Genomic DNA, 21,221 nt, shown 5'->3' on the forward strand with positions numbered 1-21,221 from the left:
AACATCCCCTCCACTAAACGCACCTTGCGCATTACCCCTCCCCGGCGCGGGTGGGCGGACGAGGCCGCCCACCCGCGTCAGGTTCAGAACTGCAGGCTCCACGCGTCGATGTAGCCGGTGTCGGCGCGGGCGGTGTCTTGGACCTTGAGCTGCCAGGTGCCGTCGGCCGCCTCCGCCGAGGCGTTCACCGTGTAGGTGGTGATCACGTTGTCGCCCGAGTCGGAACTGGTGCCCTTCAGGCGGAACGCCGTGCCGTCCGGTGCGACCAGGTCGATCGTCAGGTCACCGCGGTAGGGGTGCTTGATGTCGACGTTCACGCTCAGCGTCGCCGGCGCGTTGCCGGACCGGCCGGTCACGTTCACCGCGGAGGTCACCGCGGCGCCCGCGTCCGGAATGGACACGTCGGTGGTGTTCTCGAACTTGCCACCGGCGGGCGGCGGTTCGACGGCGCCGAGGTTGGGCTTGACCACGACCAGACCCTGTTCGATGCCGTTGACCAGAACGATGCCGCTGGCGAAATACGGGTAGTTGCTCCACGCCCCGTTGAACTTCGCCTCGTTGGCCGCCGGGTAGATGTCGAAGTACCCGGCCTCGGTCAGCTGCGCCGAGGCGATGTCGCTGACGTCGAGGATGCGCAGGCCCGCCTGATAGTTGGCCTGGTAGGAGTACTTGCCCTTGATGTACTGGTTGTGGTCGATCGCCGTGGCGGGCGAGTTGTAGACACCGGTGTGCACGGGGTTCGCCAGCGACGCGAGGTCCCAGATGTAGGTCTTGGTGCGCTTGTCGGTGCCGCGCGACTCGTCCAGTTCGTCGTCGAGCAGGAAGTACCGCTGGTCCTCGGTCAGCCAGCCCTGGTGCGAGTACTGCGCGCCGGAGTAGGCCTTGCGGACGATCTGGACCGGGTTGGCCTTGTCGGTCACGTCGACGATCGTCAGCGTGTCCTCGTTGGAGTTGAAGCAGATCTCCCGGCCGCGGTAGGTGGCGTCCGGGCCGCGGTAGATCACGCACTGGTTGTCGTGCGTGTATCCGTCCTGTGCGACGCAGCCCGCGTTCTTGGGCGACTTCGGCGTGCGGATGTCGACCATGTGCGGGCCGCCGCTGCACGTGTTGGAGCCGATCGCGTAGGCGTACCCGGTCTCCTCGTTGATGGCGATGTTGTGCGCCGGGCCGAACTCCTTGTACAGCGCGTCGGCCGTGAGCGTCTGCGGCGTCGTGATCGTCCGCAGGCGGGTCAGGTCGAACACCTGCATGCCGTGGCCGGTGATGAAGTCGGCGACGATGAACGCGTGGTCCTTGTAGACCTTCATGTCACGCCACGAGCTGCTGCCGCCGTTGGACGGCAGGTTGCCCAGGAACTTCGGTGCCGTCGGCGTGCTGACGTCGACGAACGCGGTGCCGTTGGTGCGGCCGACGATCGCGTACTCCTTGCCGGAGGACGGGTCGGTCCAGCCCCAGATGTCGTTGCCGTTGCCACCGCCCATCGCGGACAGCGGCAGCACGCTGAGCAGGTCGACGTTCTTGCAGGGGTAGATGTCGGCCTTGCCGTTGACGCACGGCACGCCCGCGGCCTGCCCGGTCACGGCGTGCCGGTCGGCGGGAAGGTGGTCGGCCAGGAACGTTCTGGCCGCCGCCTGCCCTTCGGCTGTGGTCGGATCGTGGGCGGAGGCGCCCGTCATCGAGAGGGCGACCGCTGAGACCGTCAAGACGGCCAGCGCGCCCATGCGCAGGGATTTCATGAAGTTGTGCTCCTTCACCGGAAAGCAGGGGGGTTTCCGATCAAGTACTCACGGTAGGAGCTGCGGACACGCTTCGTGAACCTTCGTTCGTCGGGTCCCCGCTAATCTCGGATCATGGACAGCAGTCGGCAGACCCGTGTGCACCAGGCGTTCGACGACTTCTTCGCGGCCTCCGCGCCGCAGTCCGAGAGCTGGGTGCTGGACCTCTTCCTGCACACCGCCGAGACCGTGCCCGCCTACCGGAAGCTGTTGCGGGAGAACGACATCGACCCTGCGACGATCACGACGTTCGACGACTTCCAGCGGCTGCCGTTGCTCGACAAATCCAGCTATCACGAGCGATACCCGCTGCCGGAGCTGTGCCGCGACGGCACGCTCGCGAGCTGCGACATGATCGCCGTCTCGTCCGGGTCGAGCGGACGGCCGACGATCTGGCCGCGAGCCCTCGAGGACGAGCTGCACGTGGCCCGGCGGTTCGAGCAGGTGCTAGTTGACGGGTTCCACGCGGACTCGCGCACGACGCTGGCCGTGGTGTGCTTCCCGCTCGGCACCTGGGTCGGCGGGCTGTTCACGCAGGCGTGCGTGCGGCATCTCGCGGCCAAGGGCTGTCCGATCACCGTGGTGGCGCCGGGCAACAACAAGGCGGAGATCCTGCGGGTGCTGCCCGAACTGGCGCCGCACTTCGAGCAGGTCGTGCTGCTCGGCTATCCGCCGTTCGTCAAGGACGTCATCGACACGCCCGGCGTCGACTGGCCCGCGTACCGGATCAAGCTGGTGCTGGCCGGTGAGGTGTTCAGCGAGCAGTGGCGGGATCTGGTGTCGCAGCGGGCGGGCGTCGCCGATCCCCTCAGCGACGTCGCTTCCCTTTACGGGACAGCGGATTCCGGCGTGCTGGGCAACGAGACCGCGCTGTCGGTGGGCATTCGCCGGTTCTTCGCGCTCCGGCCGGATCTGGCGCGGGAGGTCTTCGGCGACGCGCGGCTGCCGACGCTCGTGCAGTACGACCCGGCCAGCCGGTTCTTCGAGGTGCACGACGGCACGCTGGTGTTCACCGCGGACGGCGGGATTCCGTTGATCCGCTACCGGATCGCGGACGAGGGCGGGATTCTCGGATACGACGAGCTGCTGGAGTTCTGCGCGGGGCACGGCTTCACTCCCCCGCCTGGACCGGAACTGCCGTTCGTCTTTCTGTTCGGACGATCTCTGTTCACGGTGTCGTTCTTCGGCGCGAACGTCTATCCGGAGAACGTGACGGTCGGCCTGGAGCAGCCGGGCATCAGCGACACGGTGACCGGCAAGTTCGTGATCGAGTCGGTCGAGGACGCCGACCGCGACCGGTCGCTGCGGATCACCGTGGAGACCGCGCCCGGCCAGACCGCCGACGCCGCCGTGATCGCGGTGTCGATCAGGGACGAGCTGCTGCGGCTCAACAGCGAGTTCGCGCACTACGTCCCGGCCGAGCGGCAGCTGCCCGAGGTCGTGCTGCGGCCGTCCGGCGATCCGGAGTACTTCCCGGCCGGCGTGAAACACAGGTACACCCGACGGCCGTGAAATGAGCTTTTGCGCCACGGAGCAATAGCTTTTCCAGGATTCCTCTCTCTGCTTAAGGTGACGTCGGCGGAATTCAAGCCATGGGGTGAGGGAGGAAATCCTTGAGGTTCGTTCGGCGTATTTTGCTGGCGTTGATGCCGCTCGCGATGCTCATGGTCGTCGGGCTTGCTGCCCCGAGCGCGCAGGCGGAGGTTCCGGTCGCTCAGGCGGCCGCCGTGGGTGCTGCGTACGACACCGAGACCGGCCAGGCGCTCGCCGCCTGGGACTGCAACACCGGCCACGTCTGCTTCTGGAACGGCTTCGGCGGAACCGGTGGGCGCTGCATGTGGGAGGTGGCCGACCCGGACTGGACGGCCGGCTCCATCAAGTGCTCGTGGGCCACGACCAAGGAGGTCAAGTCCGTCTACAACCGGGGCACGTCCTCGGCGACGGGCGTCGTCTTCTACCGCAACACCGGGTACAACAACCGCATCGGTTGCACCAGGCAGGGGCAGAAGGGCGACCTGGCCGGCACCTACCAGGTGCGTTCGCACCAGTGGACCAGCGGTAGCTGCGGCTGATCCGTCTCAATCACAGAACCGGGCGTGAGGCAATGACCTCTCGCCCGGTTTTCGTTGCGTAATTCGGCGGAGTGACACGCCGGGTAATGTGTTCCACGGTGACCTGGGCCTGGGGAGGTTGCTGTGTTGCGCATCCATTTTTCGCCTGGCGATCTGGAGCGTACGCAGATAGCAGAAAGGGTCGATCCGCTCTGGGAGATGGTGTTCAGCCGGAACAGGCTGACCGAAGGCGACAGCGGCATGCTGTTGCAACCGTGGCTGCGCGACATCCGGCGCAACGGCAACGCGCAGGTGATCCGTTCCGGCGTGCGACTGTTGTCCGTGCTCGCGCCGTTGGGTCCGTACTTCCCGGACTTCCTCACACCACCGGAGGGCGCAAACGGCCTGACATCAGCACTGGACGCGATCCGGTCGACACCACGTGCCCGGTTGCGCGAGGAGTTCAAGCTGCTCGCGGACGTCACCCCGACGCCCACGTGGACACGTCCGCTGGCGGAGGGCTGCGACGGCGCTCTGGCCGAACTCACCGAGGCGCTCGCCCGGTACCACGGTGCGGTGATCGAGCCGTACCGCGACCTGATCGACGAGGCGGTCGAGACGGACCGCCTGCATCGAGCCGCGTCGGGAACCGAGGGGCTGCTGCGGGGCATGTGGCCGTTGATGAACTGGCGATCGCCGATCTTGGAGGTTCAGTACGCGTACGACCGTGATCTGCATCTGAACGGGCGGGGGTTGCGGCTGGTGCCGTCGTACTTCTGCCGGCGAGCACCGGTGGCGCTGGCCGATCCCGGGTTGCCGCCGACCGTTGTCTATCCGGTGCACCACGACTGGACGTGGCAACGGCAGCTCGCGAGTGGACGCCGCCAGGCAGGGGCGTTGGCGGCGTTGCTGGGCAACACCCGGTCCGCGGTGCTCGCCGCGGTCGGGGCCGGGGCCACGACCAACGAGCTGGCTGAACGGCTGGGCGCCTCGGCGTCCGCGGTCAGCCGGCACACCACGGTGCTGCGGGAGGCGGGACTGCTGACCACGGAACGACAGGGGATCTCGGTACTGCACCAGCGAACGCTGCTCGGGTCAGCTCTGCTCGGCAGCGGCTTCGGCGCCAACTGAGGCGCGGCGGCGCATCCACAACCCTGCCACGCACGCGGCGAAAGCCGCGCCCGTGAGCAGCACGTGGATCGCGCCGCCGAACCTCGTCGCGAACGTCAGATCGGTCCGCAGCGGCACGGAGTCCACCATCAGGTCGTCGGTGAACATCCCGGTGGTCCGCACGACGCTCCCGTCTGGACGGACGACCGCGCTCACACCGCTGATCGCCGCCACCACGACCGCACGGCCGTGTTCGATGGCGCGCAGGCGGGCCATTCCGAGCTGCTGGTAGGTCATCTCGCCACGGCCGTACCAGGCGTTGTTCGTCGGAACGACGAGCACTTGTGCGCCCGCCGCCGCGCTTTCGCGCAGGACGTAGTCGTAGGCGACCTCGTAGCAGATGCCGAGGCCCACGCGTGTGCCCGCGATGTCCAGCACTCCGGGTTCAGTGCCCGCTTCGAGGTCGGGTTGATCGGCGAACGGCGTGACGAGCCGGGCCAGCGGGCGCAGCGGGATGTGCTCGGCGAACGGGACGAGTTCCTGCTTCGCGTACGACTCCCCCGCGCCGCGTCCGGGTTCCCAGGCGATGACCGAGTTCTTGCCGTTGCGCAGCGCGCTGACCAGCACGGGCACGCCGAGGTCGTCGACGGCGCGGTCGAGCACCGGGTCGCGGTCGCCGGTCCTGGTCGCGCTCTCCGGCCACACGACGAGGTCCGGTTTGGGGATCGAGCCGCCCTGCACCAACGCGGTCAGCTCGGCGGTCTTGCGCAGGTGGTTGGCGCGCAACGTCTTCTGCTCGGTCAGCAGGCCTAGGCCGATGTCCGGCGCGTTGCCCTGTACGACGGCAACGGTCCGTTGCCCGTTCTGTGCGTCCACGGCGACCAACGGGCCCACGGCGAGTGCCGCCGCGACCGGCAGCAGTGCCCAGGAGACCTTCAGCCGGGGCAGCCAGGCCGCGAGCCCGAACCCGGTCACGACCACCGCGAAGGTCACCAACGGCGCGCCGCCGATCACCGCGAGCTGCGCGAACGGGCCGTCGACCTGGCCGAACGCCACCCGGCCCCACGGGAAGCCGTTGAACGGGATCAGACCGCGCGCGGTCTCCTGCAGCACGAACAGCGAAGCGGCCCACACCGGGGCCGCGGGCAGCCGCGCGACCAACGGGAAGAGCGCGCACACCCCGGAGATGAACAACGCCATCAACGCCGACAGCACGAGCCACGGCGCGGGACCGAACTCGTTGCCGAGGAAGTGCTGGATCCAGCGCAGGTGCGGCAGGAAGAACGCCAGGCCGAACGCGAACCCGAGACCGGCCGCACGACGGGGCCGCGCGCCGTTCAACGTCAGCCACAGCACGACGAACGCCGGTACCGCGAGCCACCAGAACGTGCGGGGCGGGAAGCTCAGGGCAAGCCCGGCACCGGCGAGCGCGGCCGCGCCGTACCGAACGAGGCCGTGGCGGAGGAGATCAGTTCTGGACGGCAACGGGCACCCGGCGCAGGACGAAGTAGGCGCCGCCGACCACGGCGATCCCGAGCACGTAGGCGAGGACCAGCTCGGGCACGCGACCGGCGAAGTTGCCCGCGAGCGGCGGCACGAGCAGCGCGAACACGCCGACGAGAACCGCGACCCTGGTCCGCCACTTCCCCGCCGGCAGGCAGGCGGCCAGCGGCAGCACCGCCCACAGCAGGTACCACGGCTGGATCACCGGCCCCAGCACCACGATCACGCTCATCATCATCCCCAGCGCCGTCACCCGAGAGACCCGTCCGCGCAGCTGGAGGTTCAACACCACCGCGATGCCACAGAGGATCAGCACGAGCCCCGCGATCCGTGCCGAGGAAATCATCGCCTGACCGGTTTCCTGGCCGAACACCGCACCCGCCAGAAAGCCCGGCCAGTTGGTCGGCGCCATCCAGCTGTTGACCTTCGACGGTGTCCCGAGCGCCTGCACCCAGCCGAAACCGGCCCCTCCGGCCAGTGACGTCACGACCGACACCCCGACGGCGGCCGCGACCATCCCCAGGCCCGCTCCCACGAACCGGACCACGCCGCCGCCCAGCCGGCGCGCCAACGCCGTGCCGACCACCGCGAGCGCGACCAGCGCGGGCAGCTTCACCTGCGCACCGAGTCCGATGAGGACCACACCGGCCGTGAACTGCCACCACCTGAGGTCCTCGAGTGCGTGCAACGCGACGACGGTGCCGGACAGCATGAGGCCGAGCATCAACGCGTCGTTGTGCACGCCGCCGATGAGGTGCCACAGGACCAACGGGTTCAGCACGCCCAGCCACAACGCCGTGCGTTCGAAGGTCCCGGCCATCTCCGCCAGCCTCGGCACGGCCCACACAACGAGCAGCAGACCCAGCACCGCGACCAGCCGGTACAGCACGATGCCGAACACCGGATCCCCGCCGGTGACCTGGGCGATCGCCCGTTCGACCGTGCTGAACAACGGCCCGTACGGCGACGGCGTCTCACGCCAGTAGACGCCGACCCGCGCCACCGCCTCGGCGCTCGCTCCGACGGCCGGGCTCACGACGTTCGGATCGAGCCCGCGCGCCGCCACCTCGCCCTGGGCCAGGTAGCTGAACACGTCGGCGCTGAACAGCGGCGGGGCCACCAGCAGCGGCCCGCACCACAACGCCAACGTCCGACGCAACCACGTCGCGTCCGGCCTGGCGCGGCCGAGCAGTGCCCAGGTCAGCACGACGAGCCCGGCACCCGCGATCGCGGCGCCCAGGGCGACCGGTACCGCTCTTGTGGCCCACGCTCCTGCGGTGAGCAGGACCGCACCGCCGAAACCCGTCCATCGCAGGACGTCCGGGGTTTCGGTGGTGACGGTCGCGGGCGTGCGCTGAGCAACGGTCGACGGCATCTGCACGGTGAAGACAGTGCTTTCCGGACAGATCGTCACGCGTCCGACTGCGGTCGCGTTCCCACGTACGACCAGAGGATGATCTTTTCTAGCCCGAAGTCGGTCAACGTCCGGCGAAGTCGTGAGTCATCCACACGGTTCCCTTGGCGTCGCGGATCACCACGATGCCGATGCGGGTGGACGAGTCGCTGAGGATGTTCTTGCGGTGGCCGTCGTTCGGCGGCTTCTCGTCGATCATGCCCTGGGTCAGGCCGAGCGCCATCTTGGAGATCGCCTCGACCGTGTCCTTCACCGGACCGCCCATGCCGACGTTCTCCGCCACCGAGCTCCACTTCACGCCCGCCGCGGTGCTGCGCTCACCCAGGCCGCTCTCGCCGGGGCACTGATGCGACAACCCACAGCCGTTGCTCATCATCGCCTTCGTGTGCCGTTCAGCCGCAACGACCAGCGCCGGGTCCACGGACAACGGCGGCAGGCCCGACTTGGCCCTGGTCTCGTTGATCAACGCGAGGACGCGTTCTTCCGGCGTGGCCGCCCGCACCGGTTCCGGCGTCTGAGTGGTGGTCGTCGTCGTGGTTGTGGTGGTGGTCGTGGACGACGAGGTGCTCGAAGCAGCGGACGAGGTGGTTTCCGCGACGGACGACGAGGTGGTGACGGCCGCCGGCGCCGGAGTGTTCGGGTTCGCCACGGCGGCCGGCGGGTCGGACGGGAACAGCACCATCGTTCCGGCCACGCCGACGAGCGCGCACACCGCGACGGCACCCGCCACCGCGAGAACGGGCTTGCTGGTCAGCCCGGCCACCTTGCCCAGGAAACCCGCGGGTTCGGAGAGATGTGTGGCGTCGCCTTTGGCCGCGGACTCGCCCAGGTGATAGGCGTGCGCGACCTGGTCGAGGGCGGGGCTGGCGAGGTTCTCGAGCAGGTGGGGCAGGTAGCTCGCCGGGACCGTGAGCAGCGTGGCGCCGGTCAGGATCCGTTCGACCGGCATCGCGTCGGCGACCCCGCGCCGGCACCGCCCGCACTCGTCGACGTGCCGCAGGAGCCGCTTGCGCCACAACGGGTTCGGCTCGCCGTTCCAGCCCTGCGCCGCCTGCGCGAGCCCCGCGCAGCGCGGGTCGGCCGACAGGGCGCGGACCAGGTGCCGGATCGTCTCCAGGCGGCCCTTGAGCCGGCTGACCCGCACCGTCACGGCGTGGGCGTTGAGGTCGAGCGCGTCGGCCACCTCCGCGCGGGTCAGCTGCCCGACGCGTTCGAGCGTCCACAACGCGAGCAGCTCGCGGTCGGCCGGGTCCAGCCAGCGGGCGGCCTCGTCGACCTCACGCCGTTGCTGGGCCATGTGCAGTCGCGACAACGCGACCTCGACGAACTCGGCGCTCGGATCGGCCCTGTCGTACTCCTCCAGCGGCGCCGGTGCGGCGTCGCGGCGGCGGTAGTGCTCGCGGACCTGGTTGATCGTGACGGCGACCAGCCACGACCGGAACCGATCGGGTTCCCGCAGCGCGTCGATGCCGCGGATCACGCGGAACATCGTCTCCTGGACCACGTCGTCGACGTCGGCATCGGCGTTCAGCGCCCGACCGGCGACGTTGTAGACCAGTGGCAGGCAGGCCGCGACGACGGTGTCGAGCGCCGCCCGATCACCGGCCCGCGCGGCCTCCACCTGCTCCGCGTCCACCTGCCCCAGCCACTCCCGACCCGTCACTTCCACACCCTTCGCCGACGACTTCCGTACGCCATGGGAGACCGGGCAGTGTCACCTCAGGTCACAGAAACCGGGCGAATTGGTGACCCAGGTCACACGGCGACCACCGCCACACCCGTTCGGCCGCCGTCGACGTCGATCACGGTGCCGTGCACGAAGGCCGATTCGTCCGACGCGAGGTAGACGGCGGCGGAGGCGATCGCGTCGGGATGCCCGGAACGTCCGGCCGGGGTGCCGTGCATCATCACCTCGCCGGGGTGATCGGTCGCGGGGTCCCAGTCCGGCGAGACGACGACGCCGGGTGAGATCGCGTTGACCCGGACGCCCTGCGCGCCGAACTCCGCTGCCCACGCACGGGTCAGCGTCTCCATCGCGCCCTTGGTGGAGCTGTAGAGGGAGCCGACCGGGACGGCGAGCCGGGCGATCCACGAGCCGAGGTTGATGATCACGCCACCGCCGGCGTCGATCATCGCGGGGACGAGGGCCTGCGTGAGGAAGAACGGTGCTTTCACGTTGACGCCGTAGACGCGATCGAACATCTCCTCGTCGGTCGTCGGGGTGGTCGACGCCGGATAGATGCCCGCGTTGTTCACGAGGATGTCGACGCGGCCCTGCAGCACGTCCGTGGCCGCCGAGGCGAGCGCACGGCTGGCGGCGGCGGTGCCGTCGAGGTCGGCGCGGACGAAATCGGCCCGGCCGCCTTCCGCGCGGATCTGGTCGACGACCGCCACTCCCCTGGCGTCGTCCCGGCCGGAGACGACGACGTGCGCGCCCTCCTTGGCGAGGGCGACCGCGATCGAGCGGCCGATGTTGCTGGTGGAACCGGTGATGAGGGCTGTCCTGCCCTGCAGACGTTGTGCCATGCCGTCGAAGTTAGGCACGAAATTTTGGACCAGCAAGTCCAGAATTTCAGGTTTTGAGGTAGTCGACGAGGGTGTCCAGGGCCGCTTCCAGATGTGCGACGCTGCCGGTCGACCTGAGCACCTGGACACCGCCCTGGATGCCCGCGATGAACGCCGCGGCGACCCGGTCGGGGTCGACGCTCGCCCGCACCAGCCCGGCCTCCTGCATCTCGGCGATGCCTTCCTGGACGTGGAACTGCCACCGGTTGAGCAGCGCGCTGACCACCTCGTTGGCGCCCGGTGTGCTGCCGACCTGGCCCATCAACGCTCCGAGCGGGCAGTTCCGCCCCTGCGCGCGGTACCGGGCGACCACCGCGTCCCGCCAGCGGTCCCAGGCCGCCCACGAGGTCAGCGCGCCGAGGTGCGGCTGCTGGTCGTCGAGCACGCGGTCTGCCTCGTAGCGCGCGACGGCGAGGAAGAGCTCCTCCTTGCCGTCCGGGAAGTAGTGGAAGATCTGCCCCTTGCTGGTGCCGGTGATGGCCCGGATGTCGTCCAGCGTCACGCCCGCCGGGTCGTCGCTGCGCAGGTAGGCCGCCGCGCCCTCGATGATGCGCTGCCTGGTCGCGCGCCCCTTGACCGTGAGTGCCATGCCTCGATCCTAGCTTTCTGGACCGCCGGGTCCACCGTGGTTGACTGGTTCCATGCTTCCTTGGGAGGGCTCACTCGCCGGCCGGCTGGACCGGCACACCGTCGTTTCCGACCTGCTGCGCGGCAATCCGCTCGGCGATCCGCACGAGCGTCCGCTGTGGGTGTACGTCCCGCCGGGCTATGACGAGTCGGCCGAGCGCTACCCCGCCGTGTACGTCATCCAGGGCTACACCGGGCACGTGTCCATGTGGGCCAACCGGATGCCGTTCCGCCAGCCGTTCATGGAGACCGCCGACGCCGTGTTCGCCGACGGTGCGCCGGGCTGCGTCGTCGTGTTCGTGGATGCGTGGACCTCCTATGGCGGTTCGCAGTTCGTCGACTCACCTGGCACCGGCCGCTACCACTCGTACTTATGCGATGAGATCGTGCCGTGGGTCGACGCGCACTACCGGACGATCCCGGACCGCGAATCCCGGGCCATCGCAGGGAAGTCGTCGGGCGGGTTCGGGGCGATGATCACGCCGATGCTGCGTCCCGACCTGTTCGGCGCGCTGGCCACGCACGCGGGCGACTCGCTCTACGAACTCTGCTACCTCGCGGACTTCGGCAAGGCGGTGCGCGGCCTGCGCGAGCACGACCACGACATCCGGACGTGGTGGGCGGACTTCTGCTCGCGTCCGTCGTTCACCAAACCCGAGGACATGAAGCTGCTCGGTGTTCTCGGTGTCGCGGCGTGCTTCTCGGCGGCCGAGGACGGTACGCCGCAGCTGCCGTTCGACCCGGTGACCGGTGTGCTGCTTCCCGAGGTGTGGCAGCGCTGGCTCGATTGGGACCCGGTGCGGATGGTGCCCGGTCACGCCGAGGCGATCCGCTCGCTGCGGGCGGTGTGGATCGACGCGGGCCGCAGCGACGAGTACTACCTCGACCTCGGCGCGGAGGCTTTCCGGGCCCAGCTAAGGGAAACCGGGCTACCCGACGACCGAGTCCACTTCGAACTCTTCGACGCGGGGCACGGTGGGATCGACTACCGTTACCCGCTCTCACTCGCCTGGCTTGCGGAGAGGTTGGCACGTTGATAAAGGAAGTGACGTTGAGGGGTCTCGAAGACGCGGACCTCGACACGTTGTTCGAGTTCATGCGCGATCCGGAGTCGGTGCGGATGGCCGCCTTCACCGCGAAGGACCCCGACGACCGCGAGGCGTTCGACGCGCACATGCGCCGCATCCGGGCCAACCCCGAGACCATGAACCACGTCATCCTCGGCGACGGCCGGGTCGTGGGCAGCATCGCGAGCTTCGTGATGGAGGGCGACACCGAGATCACGTACTGGATCGACCGCGCGGTCTGGGGTCAGGGCGTGGCCGGGCGCGCGGTGGCGTTGCTGCTCGAACTCGTGACCACCCGGCCGTTGCACGCCCGCGTGGCGACCGACAACGTGGCCTCGCTGAGGGTGCTGACCAGAGCCGGGTTCGAGATCGTCGGCACCGACGTCGGCTATGCGGAGGCCCGGAAAACCGAGATAGAGGAGACGATCCTGGTCCTCAACTGACGAATCTGCCGGTGGCACGGCGACACACGAACACCAGCAAGCCTGCGATAGCGGAGACGATCCTGGCCCTCAACTGACGAACTTCTCCGTCCCCAGCACGCCGAGCAGCTGGAGCTTGTCGAACGCCTCGGTGCGCGGTGGCGCGGTGAGCACCAGCAACGCCTGCGACTGGTCCTCGGTGAACAACGCCTGGCAGTCCACCTCGATCTCGCCGAGCTGCGGGTGGACGAGCACCTTGTGGTCCTCGAACCGGTTCGAGACCTCGTGGCGTTCCCAGATCTCGGCGAACTCGGCGCTTTCCTTCTGCAGCACGCGAACGAGCTCGCCGGCACGGGACTTCGGGCCCATCGTGGCGTAGGCGGCGCGCAGGTTCGCGACCTGCGCGCGGCTCTGCCGGTCGCGGTCGTGCTCGGGGTAGACCAGGCGTTCGTCCGGGTTGGTGAACCAGCGGTAGATCCCGCTGCGGGCCAGCCCGGTGAAGTGGGAGCTGTCGCCGTACAGGGCCTCGGCGAACCTGTTCTGCATCAGCACCTCGCCGAGGTTGGACAGGATCAGCGCGGGCGTGTCGTTGAGTCGGTCCAGCACCCGTTGCAACGCGGGCGCGACGTGCGTGCCGCCGGCCTGGTGCGACGGGGCGTTGCGACCGGCGACGCGGAAGAGGTAGTCGCGTTCGTCGTCGCTCAGCCGCAGCGCGCGGGCCAGCGAGCCCAGCATCTGCTCGCTGGGCTGCGGACCACGTTGCTGCTCCAGCCGCGTGTAGTAGTCGGTGGACATCGCCGCCAGCGACGCCACCTCCTCACGCCGCAGCCCCGGCGCCCGCCTGCGCGCACCCATCGGCAAGCCGACGTCCTGCGGCCTCAGCTCTTCCCGGCGGCGGCGCAGGAAGGCCGCGAGTTCGACACGATCCACAACCCCAGTATGGAGGCGATGCGAACGACAACCAGGGATCGCCGATCCCCCGATGAGTGGTCTCTGCCGTGATCTTCCTCGGTGCCCGAAGCTCGGTGCATGGACATCACCGGAAACACCGTCTTCATCCCCGGCGCCACCAGCGGCATCGGCCTGGCGCTCGCCCTCGCCCTGCGGGAGCGCGGCAACACCGTGATCGTCGGCGGCCGGCGCACCGAGCTGCTGGAGAAGATCGCCGCCGAGCACCCCGGCGTCGAGACCGTCCGGATCGACACCGCCGACGCCGACAGCGTCCAGACCGCGGCCAAGGACGTCCTGTCCCGTTTCCCGTCGCTGAACGTCCTGGTCACCATGGCAGGCGTCATGCGGGTGGAGGACTGGCACAGCCCGGCGTTCCTCGAGTCCGCCGAGAACATCATCACGACCAACGTCCTGGGCCCGATGCGCCTGATCGCCGCGTTCGTCGAGCACTTCCAGACCCGCCCGGCCGCCACGATCATGACCGTCTCCTCCGGCCTCGCCTTCGCGCCGCTGAAGGTGACGCCGAGCTACAACGCGTCCAAGGCCGCCATCCACATGCTCAGCGAAACCCTGCGCCTGCAACTGGCCGACACGTCCGTGCGCGTCGTCGAACTGGAGCCGCCGTCGGTCCAGACGGACCTGATGCCCGGCCAGGCCGACAACGACCACGCCATGCCGCTCGACGAGTTCATCGCCGAGGTCATGGGCCTCATCGAGACCCAGCCCGATGCCCACGAGATCCAGGTGGAGCGCGTGAAGTTCCTGCGCCACGCCGAGGCTCGCGGCGACTACGACCAGGTCGTGGCCACGCTCAACGGCACCGACCCGCACGGCAAGTGACACCCGGCCCTGGTCAGCAGCCGAGTGGCCACACCCACTACGGCCTGGCCGGGACGCTCAACGCCAACAGAGCGGTGTCGTCCTCCACACCCTCACCGAACTCAGTCAGCAGCCGGGTCGCCGCCGTGATCACCGTCGAGGCGGTCGCCGGGGCCAGCCCGCCCAGGTCGTCGAGCAGCGCTTCCTCGCTGTAGCGGGTGTTGCCCTCGATCCGGGCCTCGGTCAGCCCGTCGGTGTAGAGCAGCAGAACATCGCCCGGCCCGAGGCGCACCTCCGCCGTGGTGAAGCGGGGATTGGGCAGCACGCCGACCAGCTGTCCGCCGGGCATGCGCACCAGTTCCGAGGTGCCGTTGGAGCGGATCAGCAACGGCGGGGTGTGCCCGCCGTTGGCCAGCGTGACCACGGCGCCGTCCTCGGTGGGCTGGATGCGGCCGTAGATGACGGTGCACAGGCGTGGGTTCGTGTAGTTGAGCACGGAGTTGAGGTGCTTCAGCACGCTCACCGGATCCACCTCGTGCACCGCCGCCGCGCGCAGGGTGTAGCGCACCAGGGACGTGACGACTGCCGCGTCCACGCCCTTGCCGGAGACGTCGCCGAGGAAGAAGCCCCAGGTGTCGCCGGTGAGCGGGAACAGGTCGTAGAAGTCGCCGCCGACCTGGTCGAGCGACGCCGGGTAGTAGCCGGCGTCGACCTGCACACCGGTCACCACCGGCAGGGCGGGCGGCAGCAGAGTCTGTTGCAACGTCCTGGCCAGCTGCTGGGCGCGGTCGCGTTCCCGTTCGGCCTGCTGCCGGGCTCGGAGCAGCTCCTCTTCGTAGGCGCGCCGGTCACGGGCGTCGAACACGGTGGTGCGGATCAGCTGCGCCTCGCCGCCGGGGCCGGTCTTGACGGTCGAGGTCAGCAGCACCGGGAGCCGGGTGCCGCCGGCGGTCTTCATCTCCAGCGCGACGCCGCCGAGCTCGCCCTGCATGTGCAGCAACGGCGCGAAGTGGGTCTCGTAGTACATCCGGCCGCCGACCGTGAGCAGGTCGGGGAACCTCCGGCGGCCCACCACGTCGTCGCTGTCGTAGCCGAGCCAGGCGAGCAGCGTCGCGTTGATCTTCGCGATCGTGCCGTCCAGCAAGGTCGAGACGTAGCCGCAGGGGGCGTTGTCGTAGAGGTCCTCGGCGCTGTCTTCGAGCAGTCCGGCGAAAGCCGCGCCATCGGGACATGTCATCGGCTGTCCACGAACTCCAGTATCGCCTCTGCCGTGGCCTCCGGCGCGCTGAGCTGTGGGCAGTGGCCGATCGCGTCCAGCGTCACCAGTCGGCTACCGGGGATCTGCTCGTGGGTGAACCGGCCGACCTCCGGCGGTGCGATGGCGTCCACCGCGCACTGGACGACCAGCGCCGGCACGGTCACCTTCCGCAGGTCCTCGCGGTTGTCGGCCAGGAACGTGGCCCTGGCGAAGACCCGCGCGATGTCCGGATCGGTGCGGCAGAAGCTGTTCTTCAGCTCCTCCCCCAGCTCCGGCCGATCGGGGTTGTCCATGATCACCGGCGCCATCGCCGCGGACCAGCCCAGGTAGTTCGACTCGAGCGCGTCGAGCAGCTCGTCGATGTCCTCCCTGCTGAACCCGCCGCGGTAGTCGCCGTCGTCGACGTAGCGCGGTGACGGCGTGAGCAGCACCAGCTGCGCGAACCGATCGGGCTCGGCGTTGGCGGCCAGGACCGCGATCATGGCGCTGACCGAGTGCCCGACCAGCACCACGTCGTGCAGGTCGAGCGCCCGGCAGATCTCGAGGATGTCGTCGGCGTACCCGTGGAGGTCGCTGTAGCGGCCGGCGGACCAGGCCGACAGGTCCGAGCGCCCGCACCCGGTGTGGTCGAACAGCACGATCCGGCACCGTTCGGCGAGCTGCGGAACGACGCTGCGCCACAGGTTCTGGTCGCAGCCGAAGCCGTGCGCGAGCATCACCGTCGGTCCGGTCTCGTTGCCGGTCACGACGACGTTGTTCCTGCGCAGCACGTCCACGACCAGATCCTAGGTGCAGCCGTGTGATCACCCGCCGAAGCGGGTACCTGAGCCCCAGCTTCTCCGGGGAAGGAACATCATGCCGCGCCGTCTCGTCGTCCTGCCGCTCGCACTTCTCGCCACCGCTGCCGGGCTCGACCTGCTGCACCTGCTCACCGGCAGTGCGACGCTCGCCGCCGCCTCGTGGCACCTGATCGCGGCGGGTCTGCTGCTCGGCGTCGCGGTGGCGGCGACCGAGTGGCTCGACCGGATTTTCGCTGAGCCCTCCGATCGCTCGCCCGGTCGCGATCTCGGCATCGCGCTCGTCCTCTTGTTCTTCGGCGTCAGCTGGGCATTGCGGCTCGGTCAGACGGGATGGGAACCGACGTGGGCCGCAGTGCTCGCCGGGTGGGCCGGCGCGGCAGGCTGGCTCGCGACCTCGATGGCCGGACGCCGCGCTCAGCTCAGTTCGGCCTGACGCCGTTTGAGCTCGTCGATGGTCGCGTCCACCTCGTCGCGGTGCTTTTGGAGCCGTTCCAAGGCCTTTGCCGCCTCGGTGCGGATCTCTTCTGCCTTCTCCCGGTCGACCTCGGCGTAGTCGTCGTGGAGTTTCGTGCGGTCACTCAGAACCAGCCGCACGTCCCGCCGGGGGAAGTGCCCCAGCCGGTTGTTGATGAAGTCGTGCAGCCCGTCCATGCTGTCGTTGAGGCGCTCCACCCAGGACCGGCGCCGCTTCGCCTCTTCCTCCGGATCCTTCTCGTTCCACGACGCGTCACGCATCGTGCGGGTCAGCGCCTCGTCGGTCGCGCGGAAGTTCGACAGCAGCCGGGTGATCGCGTATCGGACCGACTCGACGTCCGCCGGTTCGGCGTCCGTGCGCTTCGACCAGCTCCGTTCGCCGCCGCGGCGCTTGTAGTGCTGTTGCATGGCCTGCTTGGAACGTTCGCCGTATTCCGCGCCCAGCTGTTCCCAGGTCCAGCCACTGTCCATGACGGACTCGATCAGCACCCGTTCGGCCCGGTCCACCGACTCCCTGGCCCACGGCATCATCCGCAACGCGCTCAACGACTCGTTTTCTCGCACCTCGTCAACGTATCGGTTGACGTTCAAGTTCGTCAACCGATACGTTGACGTTGCTCATCAGGATGCCCAGGCGTGGTCGCGGAACGTCAGGGGTGGCAGGCCGATCAGGCGCGCCAGCCCCTCGAGGTCAGCCGCTCGGGTCGGTCCGTTCTCGGCGACCTGCTTCGCCACGGCCGTGATGTGGCCGGCCATGTCCGGGTTGACGACCTGGTCCGTCGCGAACAGCTCGACGAGCTCGCGGCGCCATTCGTGCGCGCTGACCGGCTCGAACCGGACCCGCCCGCCCAACTCCTCGGTGAGGACAGCCGCGATGTCGTGGTGGCTCAACTCCTCCGCGCCGGCCGGGTAGCAGATCGGGCCTTCGAACCGTTCGGGGTGCAGCAATGCCGCGACGGCGAGTTCGGCTGCGTCACCGAAGCAGTTGCGGATCACACCGTCCTCGATGGACCTCCCGTGCAGCGCCTGGAGGTTCTCGTGGAACGCGGCCGTGAGCCACGAGCACGTCCAGGCCCGCCCACTGCAGGATCTCCTCTGCGAGCCACTGGCCCCTGCCGCGGCCGCTCGGATGCCGAGGGTGGGCCAGACCCATTGACATCACGACCGTGCGCGGGTTCGTGCCCGCTTCCCGCACCGCGGCCGCGTAGTTCGCCGCGGCCCGCACGACCCCGGCGTCGATCAGCTAGGTGAAGTAGGCCAGGCGAGCACGGGCACGTTCCCGCCCTCCTCCCGCAGGCGGTTCACCAGGTGGACGCCCGCGCCTCCGTGTCGTCCGCTGGCACCGGTGACGAGAATGGTGCTCAACGCTGTCCTTCCGTGTGGATCAGGCAGGTGCTGGTGGCGGTGGCCAGCAGGCGGCCGGCGCTGTCGTTGAGGCGCGCTTCGGCCAGTGCGGTCCGCTGGCCCTGGTGGGCGACGGTTCCGGTGCAGGTAACCGTGCCGGTGTCGGTCCTGATTGGACGGAGGAACCGCACGGCCAAGTCGAGGCTCACGTAGCCGGTGCCGGCCGGGAGCGTCGAGTGGACCGCGCAGCCCGCCGCCGAATCCAGCAGTGTGGCGTAGACGCCGCCATGCACGGAGCCGATCGGATTGTAGTGGAACTCCGCCGGGTCCAGAGCGAAGACGACCCCGCCTTTGCTGACGGCGATCAGGCGTGCGCCGAGCAGTGTGGCGATCGGCGGCGGCGGGACCTCGCCTGCCGCGATTGCTTGGAGGAAGTCCAAGCCGTCGAGTTCCATCGCGACCGCGGCGATCGACTTCGGGTCGGCCCAGCTGACTGTTCGCGTGCGCTTCGGCTCGTTCATGATCGAGCCTTTGCGACGAAGTTGGGGCCGTTGACGGAGAAGTCGTTGGCCAGGACGAACTCCTCGACGGACATCGGCGCTCGGCCGGTGATCCGTTCGACGTTGTCGTTGGTGCCGGCGAAGATGCCGTTGCGGTAGTCGATGGCCACGTTGCTCATGTGCTGGACGAGGTGTGCGGGGAAGCCGTGCTCCGTCATGGACGCGGCGAACTCCTCGACGCTGATCGGCTCGTAGTGCACCGGGACCTCCAGCGCCGCCGACATCGCACTGGCGATCTCGTGGTGGTTCAGCTCGGCCGGACCGTGCAACGAGTAGACCGCGCCGTCGTGCGGTTCGGGGTCCAGCAGGAGTTCCGCGATCACGCGCGACTGGTCGGCACCGGCGATCGGGGCGTGCCTGCCCTCGCCGAACGGCAACCGCAGGTAGCCCTCGCCGTCGCGCCGCTCCCACCAGTTCGGCAGCCACTCGGCGAAGAACGTCGGCCGGAGATGCGTGGTGAGCAACGGAGTCCGGTCCAGCAGCCGCTCGCACAACCAGTGCTGACGGGCGGCATTGCTCGCCGCGTCCCTGCGGGCCGAGATCTGCGACATGGTCACCACGGACCCGACGCCCGCCTCCGTCGCCGCCTGTGCGAAGTGGACGGTCGCGTCGAGCAGGCCGTCGCGGATCGGGTAGCACAGGTAGGCACCGGACACGTCCTGCACGGCCTTGGTCACGTCGTCGAGATCGAGGATGTCGGCCACGACGATCTCCGCGCCGGCCTCGGCCAGTCTGCGGGAGCGCTCGTCCTCGCGGTGCACCATCGCGCGAACGCGTTGCCCGCGCTCCAACAACAACTCGACGGCACCGGTCCCCGTCTTGCCCGTGGCCCCGGTGACCAGGAACAACCTGTCTGTCATGTCAGCTCCATTAGTACTGGCGGGTCAGACGGTGGCGGGGTCGCCCTGCACAGTGCCCTTCATGAGCCACGTCGGCCCCTCCGCGTAGCCGGTGGCCTCCGCGAAGAACGCGCCGAAGTACGGGCCGGACGCGTGGGTGTTGAACGCGTCCAGGTCCGCGTAGACCTCGTTGAGGTAGAAGAGATCCGGGTTCTCCGCGTCCGCGATGACCTCGAACCGCAGCGAGCCGGGCTCGTTCGCGAGGGAGTCCTGCGCGGTCTTGCGGGCCACACGCACGAAGTCGTCGCGGCGCTCGGGCTGGACGGTGAACGACACGAGGAACTGGAACATGGCGGCAACCTCTCATCGGGAGTTCATTCACTGAACTAGACGAACCGTAGCACGTCAGTTCAGTGAATGAACTACAGTAGGTCCATGGCACTGCCCAGCACCTACGCGGACCGCAACTGCTCGCTGGCACGAGCGCTGGAGATCGTCGGCGAGCGGTGGACGTTGCTGATCGTCCGCGACGCCTTCTTCGGCATCCGCCGGTTCGGCGACTTCGCGACGCAGCTCGGCATCCCGCGCGCCGTCCTGACGAACCGGCTGAAGTTCCTGGTGAGCGAGGGCGTGCTGGAGCACACCGACGCCGGCGACTACCAGCTGTCCGCCAAGGGCCTGCAGCTTTGGCCGATCCTGCGCGCCATGATGGCCTGGGGCGACCAGCACTACTCCCCCAACGGTGCCAAGCGCACGTTCCGCCACGACCTCGACGGCGGCCTGCTCGACACCGACAACCGCTGCCCGACGTGCGGCGGCATCGTCGAGATCCCGGACATCCTCGTCGAACCAGGCCCCGGCTACGAACGAGGCAACGCCAACCCCGACGCGGTCTCCGCGCTGCTCAACACGCCGCGCCGCCTGCTGGAGCCCCTCGCATGACGCACCCGCTGGACAACGCGATCCGCTCGGCGCTGACCGGCCCACACGCCCCCTTCGCCGAGCGCCAGGGCAACGTCCTGCGTTATCCGCCCGACATGTCCCCTTTCACGGCGTTGCCCCCAGATCCGGACTCGCGCGACTGGACGGACCTCGCGACTCTGACTCCTCGGGCCACGGTGAAAGGTGCGGTCGAACCGCCGTCCACCTGGCACGTCGACGTGACCATGGGCTTGCTGCAGTACGTCGACGACGGCATCCCCGCCGCGCCCGACGACGAGACAATCTGTCTTGGCCCGGCGGATGTCCCGGACATGCTGGAGCTGACCGCGCTGACCGAACCGGGACCGTTCCTGCCGCGCACCATCGAAATGGGCACCTACCTGGGCATTCGACGTGCCGGACGGTTGGTCGCGATGGCTGGCGAACGGCTGCGCGTCCCGGGGTGGACCGAGATCAGCGCCGTCTGCACGCACCCGGACGCACGAGGCAACGGGCTGGGAACACGGCTGCTGCTGGCCGTCGCGCACGGCATCCGGGAGCGCGGCGAGGTTCCGTTCCTGCACGTGCTCGCGTCGAACACCGGCGCGGTCCGGCTGTACGAGAAGCTCGGCTTCCGGCTGCGGCTGAGCACCGAGATCCACTTCCTGTCCCACAACGGTTCGGCGGCCTTGTTGTAGCCTGAGGAGGCTCGACCGCCGAG

23 protein-coding genes are annotated in these 21,221 nt (G+C 69.0%); 9 read left to right on the plus strand and 14 right to left on the minus strand.

Annotated elements, in window-relative coordinates:
* Positions 1-83 precede the first annotated feature (83 nt).
* Entirely contained in the window at positions 84-1,736 is a 1,653-nt protein-coding gene (locus ACWGE0_RS01640) for a choice-of-anchor B family protein (RefSeq protein ID WP_452258937.1), read from the minus strand.
* Positions 1,737-1,850: 114 nt separating this feature from the next.
* Here ACWGE0_RS01640 and ACWGE0_RS01645 point away from each other — a divergent pair, with 114 nt between their 5' ends.
* The 3 genes from ACWGE0_RS01645 (at position 1,851) to ACWGE0_RS01655 (ending at position 4,957) form a co-directional block, all read left to right on the plus strand.
* A complete protein-coding gene (locus ACWGE0_RS01645) occupies positions 1,851-3,287 on the plus strand; it encodes a phenylacetate--CoA ligase family protein (protein ID WP_452258938.1) in 1,437 nt (478 codons plus the stop codon).
* A 101-nt stretch (positions 3,288-3,388) separates the two neighbouring features.
* Positions 3,389-3,847 carry a peptidase inhibitor family I36 protein gene (locus ACWGE0_RS01650; RefSeq protein ID WP_452258939.1) on the plus strand — a complete coding sequence of 153 codons (459 nt, stop codon included), beginning with the start codon at positions 3,389-3,391 and terminating at the stop codon, positions 3,845-3,847.
* 198 nt (positions 3,848-4,045) lie between these two features.
* Positions 4,046-4,957 (plus strand): ArsR/SmtB family transcription factor, encoded by a 912-nt coding sequence (locus ACWGE0_RS01655; protein ID WP_452258940.1) that lies wholly within the window; start codon positions 4,046-4,048, stop codon positions 4,955-4,957.
* On the opposite strand, the gene lnt is transcribed toward ACWGE0_RS01655, so the two are convergent.
* The 5 genes from lnt to ACWGE0_RS01680 all read right to left on the minus strand — a co-directional run bounded on the left by lnt (position 4,922) and on the right by ACWGE0_RS01680 (position 11,007).
* Entirely contained in the window at positions 4,922-6,421 is a 1,500-nt protein-coding gene (lnt, locus tag ACWGE0_RS01660) for an apolipoprotein N-acyltransferase (RefSeq protein WP_452258941.1), read from the minus strand. The genes ACWGE0_RS01655 and lnt overlap by 36 nt on opposite strands.
* The gene (gene mptB / locus ACWGE0_RS01665) at positions 6,405-7,853 is read right to left on the minus strand and encodes a polyprenol phosphomannose-dependent alpha 1,6 mannosyltransferase MptB (RefSeq protein WP_452258942.1); all 1,449 of its coding nucleotides are present in this window, start codon (positions 7,851-7,853) and stop codon (positions 6,405-6,407) included. The genes lnt and mptB overlap by 17 nt, the downstream gene beginning before the upstream one ends.
* Before the next feature lie 64 nt (positions 7,854-7,917).
* The gene (locus ACWGE0_RS01670) at positions 7,918-9,516 is read right to left on the minus strand and encodes a sigma-70 family RNA polymerase sigma factor (RefSeq protein WP_452258943.1); all 1,599 of its coding nucleotides are present in this window, start codon (positions 9,514-9,516) and stop codon (positions 7,918-7,920) included.
* 92 nt (positions 9,517-9,608) lie between these two features.
* Entirely contained in the window at positions 9,609-10,379 is a 771-nt protein-coding gene (locus tag ACWGE0_RS01675; RefSeq protein ID WP_452258944.1) for an SDR family NAD(P)-dependent oxidoreductase, read from the minus strand.
* 46 nt (positions 10,380-10,425) lie between these two features.
* Positions 10,426-11,007: a TetR/AcrR family transcriptional regulator gene (locus ACWGE0_RS01680; protein WP_452258945.1), complete on the minus strand. Its 582-nt coding sequence runs from the start codon at positions 11,005-11,007 to the stop codon at positions 10,426-10,428.
* A 52-nt stretch (positions 11,008-11,059) separates the two neighbouring features.
* Here ACWGE0_RS01680 and ACWGE0_RS01685 point away from each other — a divergent pair, with 52 nt between their 5' ends.
* Positions 11,060-12,082 (plus strand): alpha/beta hydrolase-fold protein, encoded by a 1,023-nt coding sequence (locus tag ACWGE0_RS01685; protein ID WP_452258946.1) that lies wholly within the window; start codon positions 11,060-11,062, stop codon positions 12,080-12,082.
* 8 nt (positions 12,083-12,090) lie between these two features.
* Entirely contained in the window at positions 12,091-12,555 is a 465-nt protein-coding gene (locus tag ACWGE0_RS01690; protein WP_452258947.1) for a GNAT family N-acetyltransferase, read from the plus strand.
* Between the two features lie 69 nt (positions 12,556-12,624).
* Here the strand turns inward: ACWGE0_RS01690 and ACWGE0_RS01695 are convergent, their stop codons facing one another.
* Positions 12,625-13,464 (minus strand): helix-turn-helix transcriptional regulator, encoded by an 840-nt coding sequence (locus ACWGE0_RS01695; RefSeq protein WP_452258948.1) that lies wholly within the window; start codon positions 13,462-13,464, stop codon positions 12,625-12,627.
* 99 nt (positions 13,465-13,563) lie between these two features.
* Here ACWGE0_RS01695 and ACWGE0_RS01700 point away from each other — a divergent pair, with 99 nt between their 5' ends.
* A complete protein-coding gene (locus ACWGE0_RS01700) occupies positions 13,564-14,325 on the plus strand; it encodes an SDR family oxidoreductase (protein WP_452258949.1) in 762 nt (253 codons plus the stop codon).
* 37 nt (positions 14,326-14,362) lie between these two features.
* On the opposite strand, the gene ACWGE0_RS01705 is transcribed toward ACWGE0_RS01700, so the two are convergent.
* Together ACWGE0_RS01705 and ACWGE0_RS01710 are read right to left on the minus strand one after the other, a co-directional pair.
* The gene (locus tag ACWGE0_RS01705) at positions 14,363-15,541 is read right to left on the minus strand and encodes a SpoIIE family protein phosphatase (RefSeq protein WP_452258950.1); all 1,179 of its coding nucleotides are present in this window, start codon (positions 15,539-15,541) and stop codon (positions 14,363-14,365) included.
* The gene (locus ACWGE0_RS01710) at positions 15,538-16,338 is read right to left on the minus strand and encodes an alpha/beta fold hydrolase (RefSeq protein ID WP_452258951.1); all 801 of its coding nucleotides are present in this window, start codon (positions 16,336-16,338) and stop codon (positions 15,538-15,540) included. The genes ACWGE0_RS01705 and ACWGE0_RS01710 overlap by 4 nt, the downstream gene beginning before the upstream one ends.
* A 79-nt stretch (positions 16,339-16,417) precedes the next feature.
* On the opposite strand from ACWGE0_RS01710, the gene ACWGE0_RS01715 reads away from it, so the two are divergent.
* A complete protein-coding gene (locus tag ACWGE0_RS01715) occupies positions 16,418-16,795 on the plus strand; it encodes a DUF2231 domain-containing protein (RefSeq protein ID WP_452258952.1) in 378 nt (125 codons plus the stop codon).
* Here ACWGE0_RS01715 and ACWGE0_RS01720 read toward each other — a convergent pair.
* The 5 genes from ACWGE0_RS01720 to ACWGE0_RS01740 form a co-directional block, all read right to left on the minus strand.
* On the minus strand, positions 16,777-17,400 hold the full coding sequence (locus ACWGE0_RS01720; RefSeq protein ID WP_452258953.1) for a hypothetical protein: 624 nt from the start codon (positions 17,398-17,400) through the stop codon (positions 16,777-16,779). The two genes, ACWGE0_RS01715 and ACWGE0_RS01720, sit on opposite strands and share 19 nt — an antisense overlap.
* Before the next feature lie 57 nt (positions 17,401-17,457).
* Complete coding sequence (locus ACWGE0_RS01725) at positions 17,458-17,832, minus strand: hypothetical protein (protein WP_452258954.1); 375 nt, start codon at positions 17,830-17,832, stop codon at positions 17,458-17,460.
* Positions 17,833-18,197: 365 nt separating this feature from the next.
* Positions 18,198-18,701, minus strand: a complete 504-nt coding sequence (locus tag ACWGE0_RS01730; RefSeq protein ID WP_452258955.1) for a PaaI family thioesterase — start codon at positions 18,699-18,701, stop codon at positions 18,198-18,200.
* On the minus strand, positions 18,698-19,600 hold the full coding sequence (locus ACWGE0_RS01735; RefSeq protein ID WP_452258956.1) for an NmrA family NAD(P)-binding protein: 903 nt from the start codon (positions 19,598-19,600) through the stop codon (positions 18,698-18,700). Before ACWGE0_RS01735 ends, ACWGE0_RS01730 begins: the two co-directional genes overlap by 4 nt.
* Positions 19,601-19,624: 24 nt before the next feature.
* Positions 19,625-19,930 carry a putative quinol monooxygenase gene (locus ACWGE0_RS01740; protein ID WP_452258957.1) on the minus strand — a complete coding sequence of 102 codons (306 nt, stop codon included), beginning with the start codon at positions 19,928-19,930 and terminating at the stop codon, positions 19,625-19,627.
* Between the two features lie 84 nt (positions 19,931-20,014).
* On the opposite strand from ACWGE0_RS01740, the gene ACWGE0_RS01745 reads away from it, so the two are divergent.
* Entirely contained in the window at positions 20,015-20,521 is a 507-nt protein-coding gene (locus ACWGE0_RS01745; RefSeq protein ID WP_452258958.1) for a winged helix-turn-helix transcriptional regulator, read from the plus strand.
* Positions 20,518-21,198 (plus strand): GNAT family N-acetyltransferase, encoded by a 681-nt coding sequence (locus ACWGE0_RS01750; RefSeq protein ID WP_452258959.1) that lies wholly within the window; start codon positions 20,518-20,520, stop codon positions 21,196-21,198. The genes ACWGE0_RS01745 and ACWGE0_RS01750 overlap by 4 nt, the downstream gene beginning before the upstream one ends.
* Positions 21,199-21,221: the final 23 nt, after the last annotated feature.

The sequence above is a fragment of the Lentzea sp. NPDC054927 genome (genome assembly GCF_053610285.1).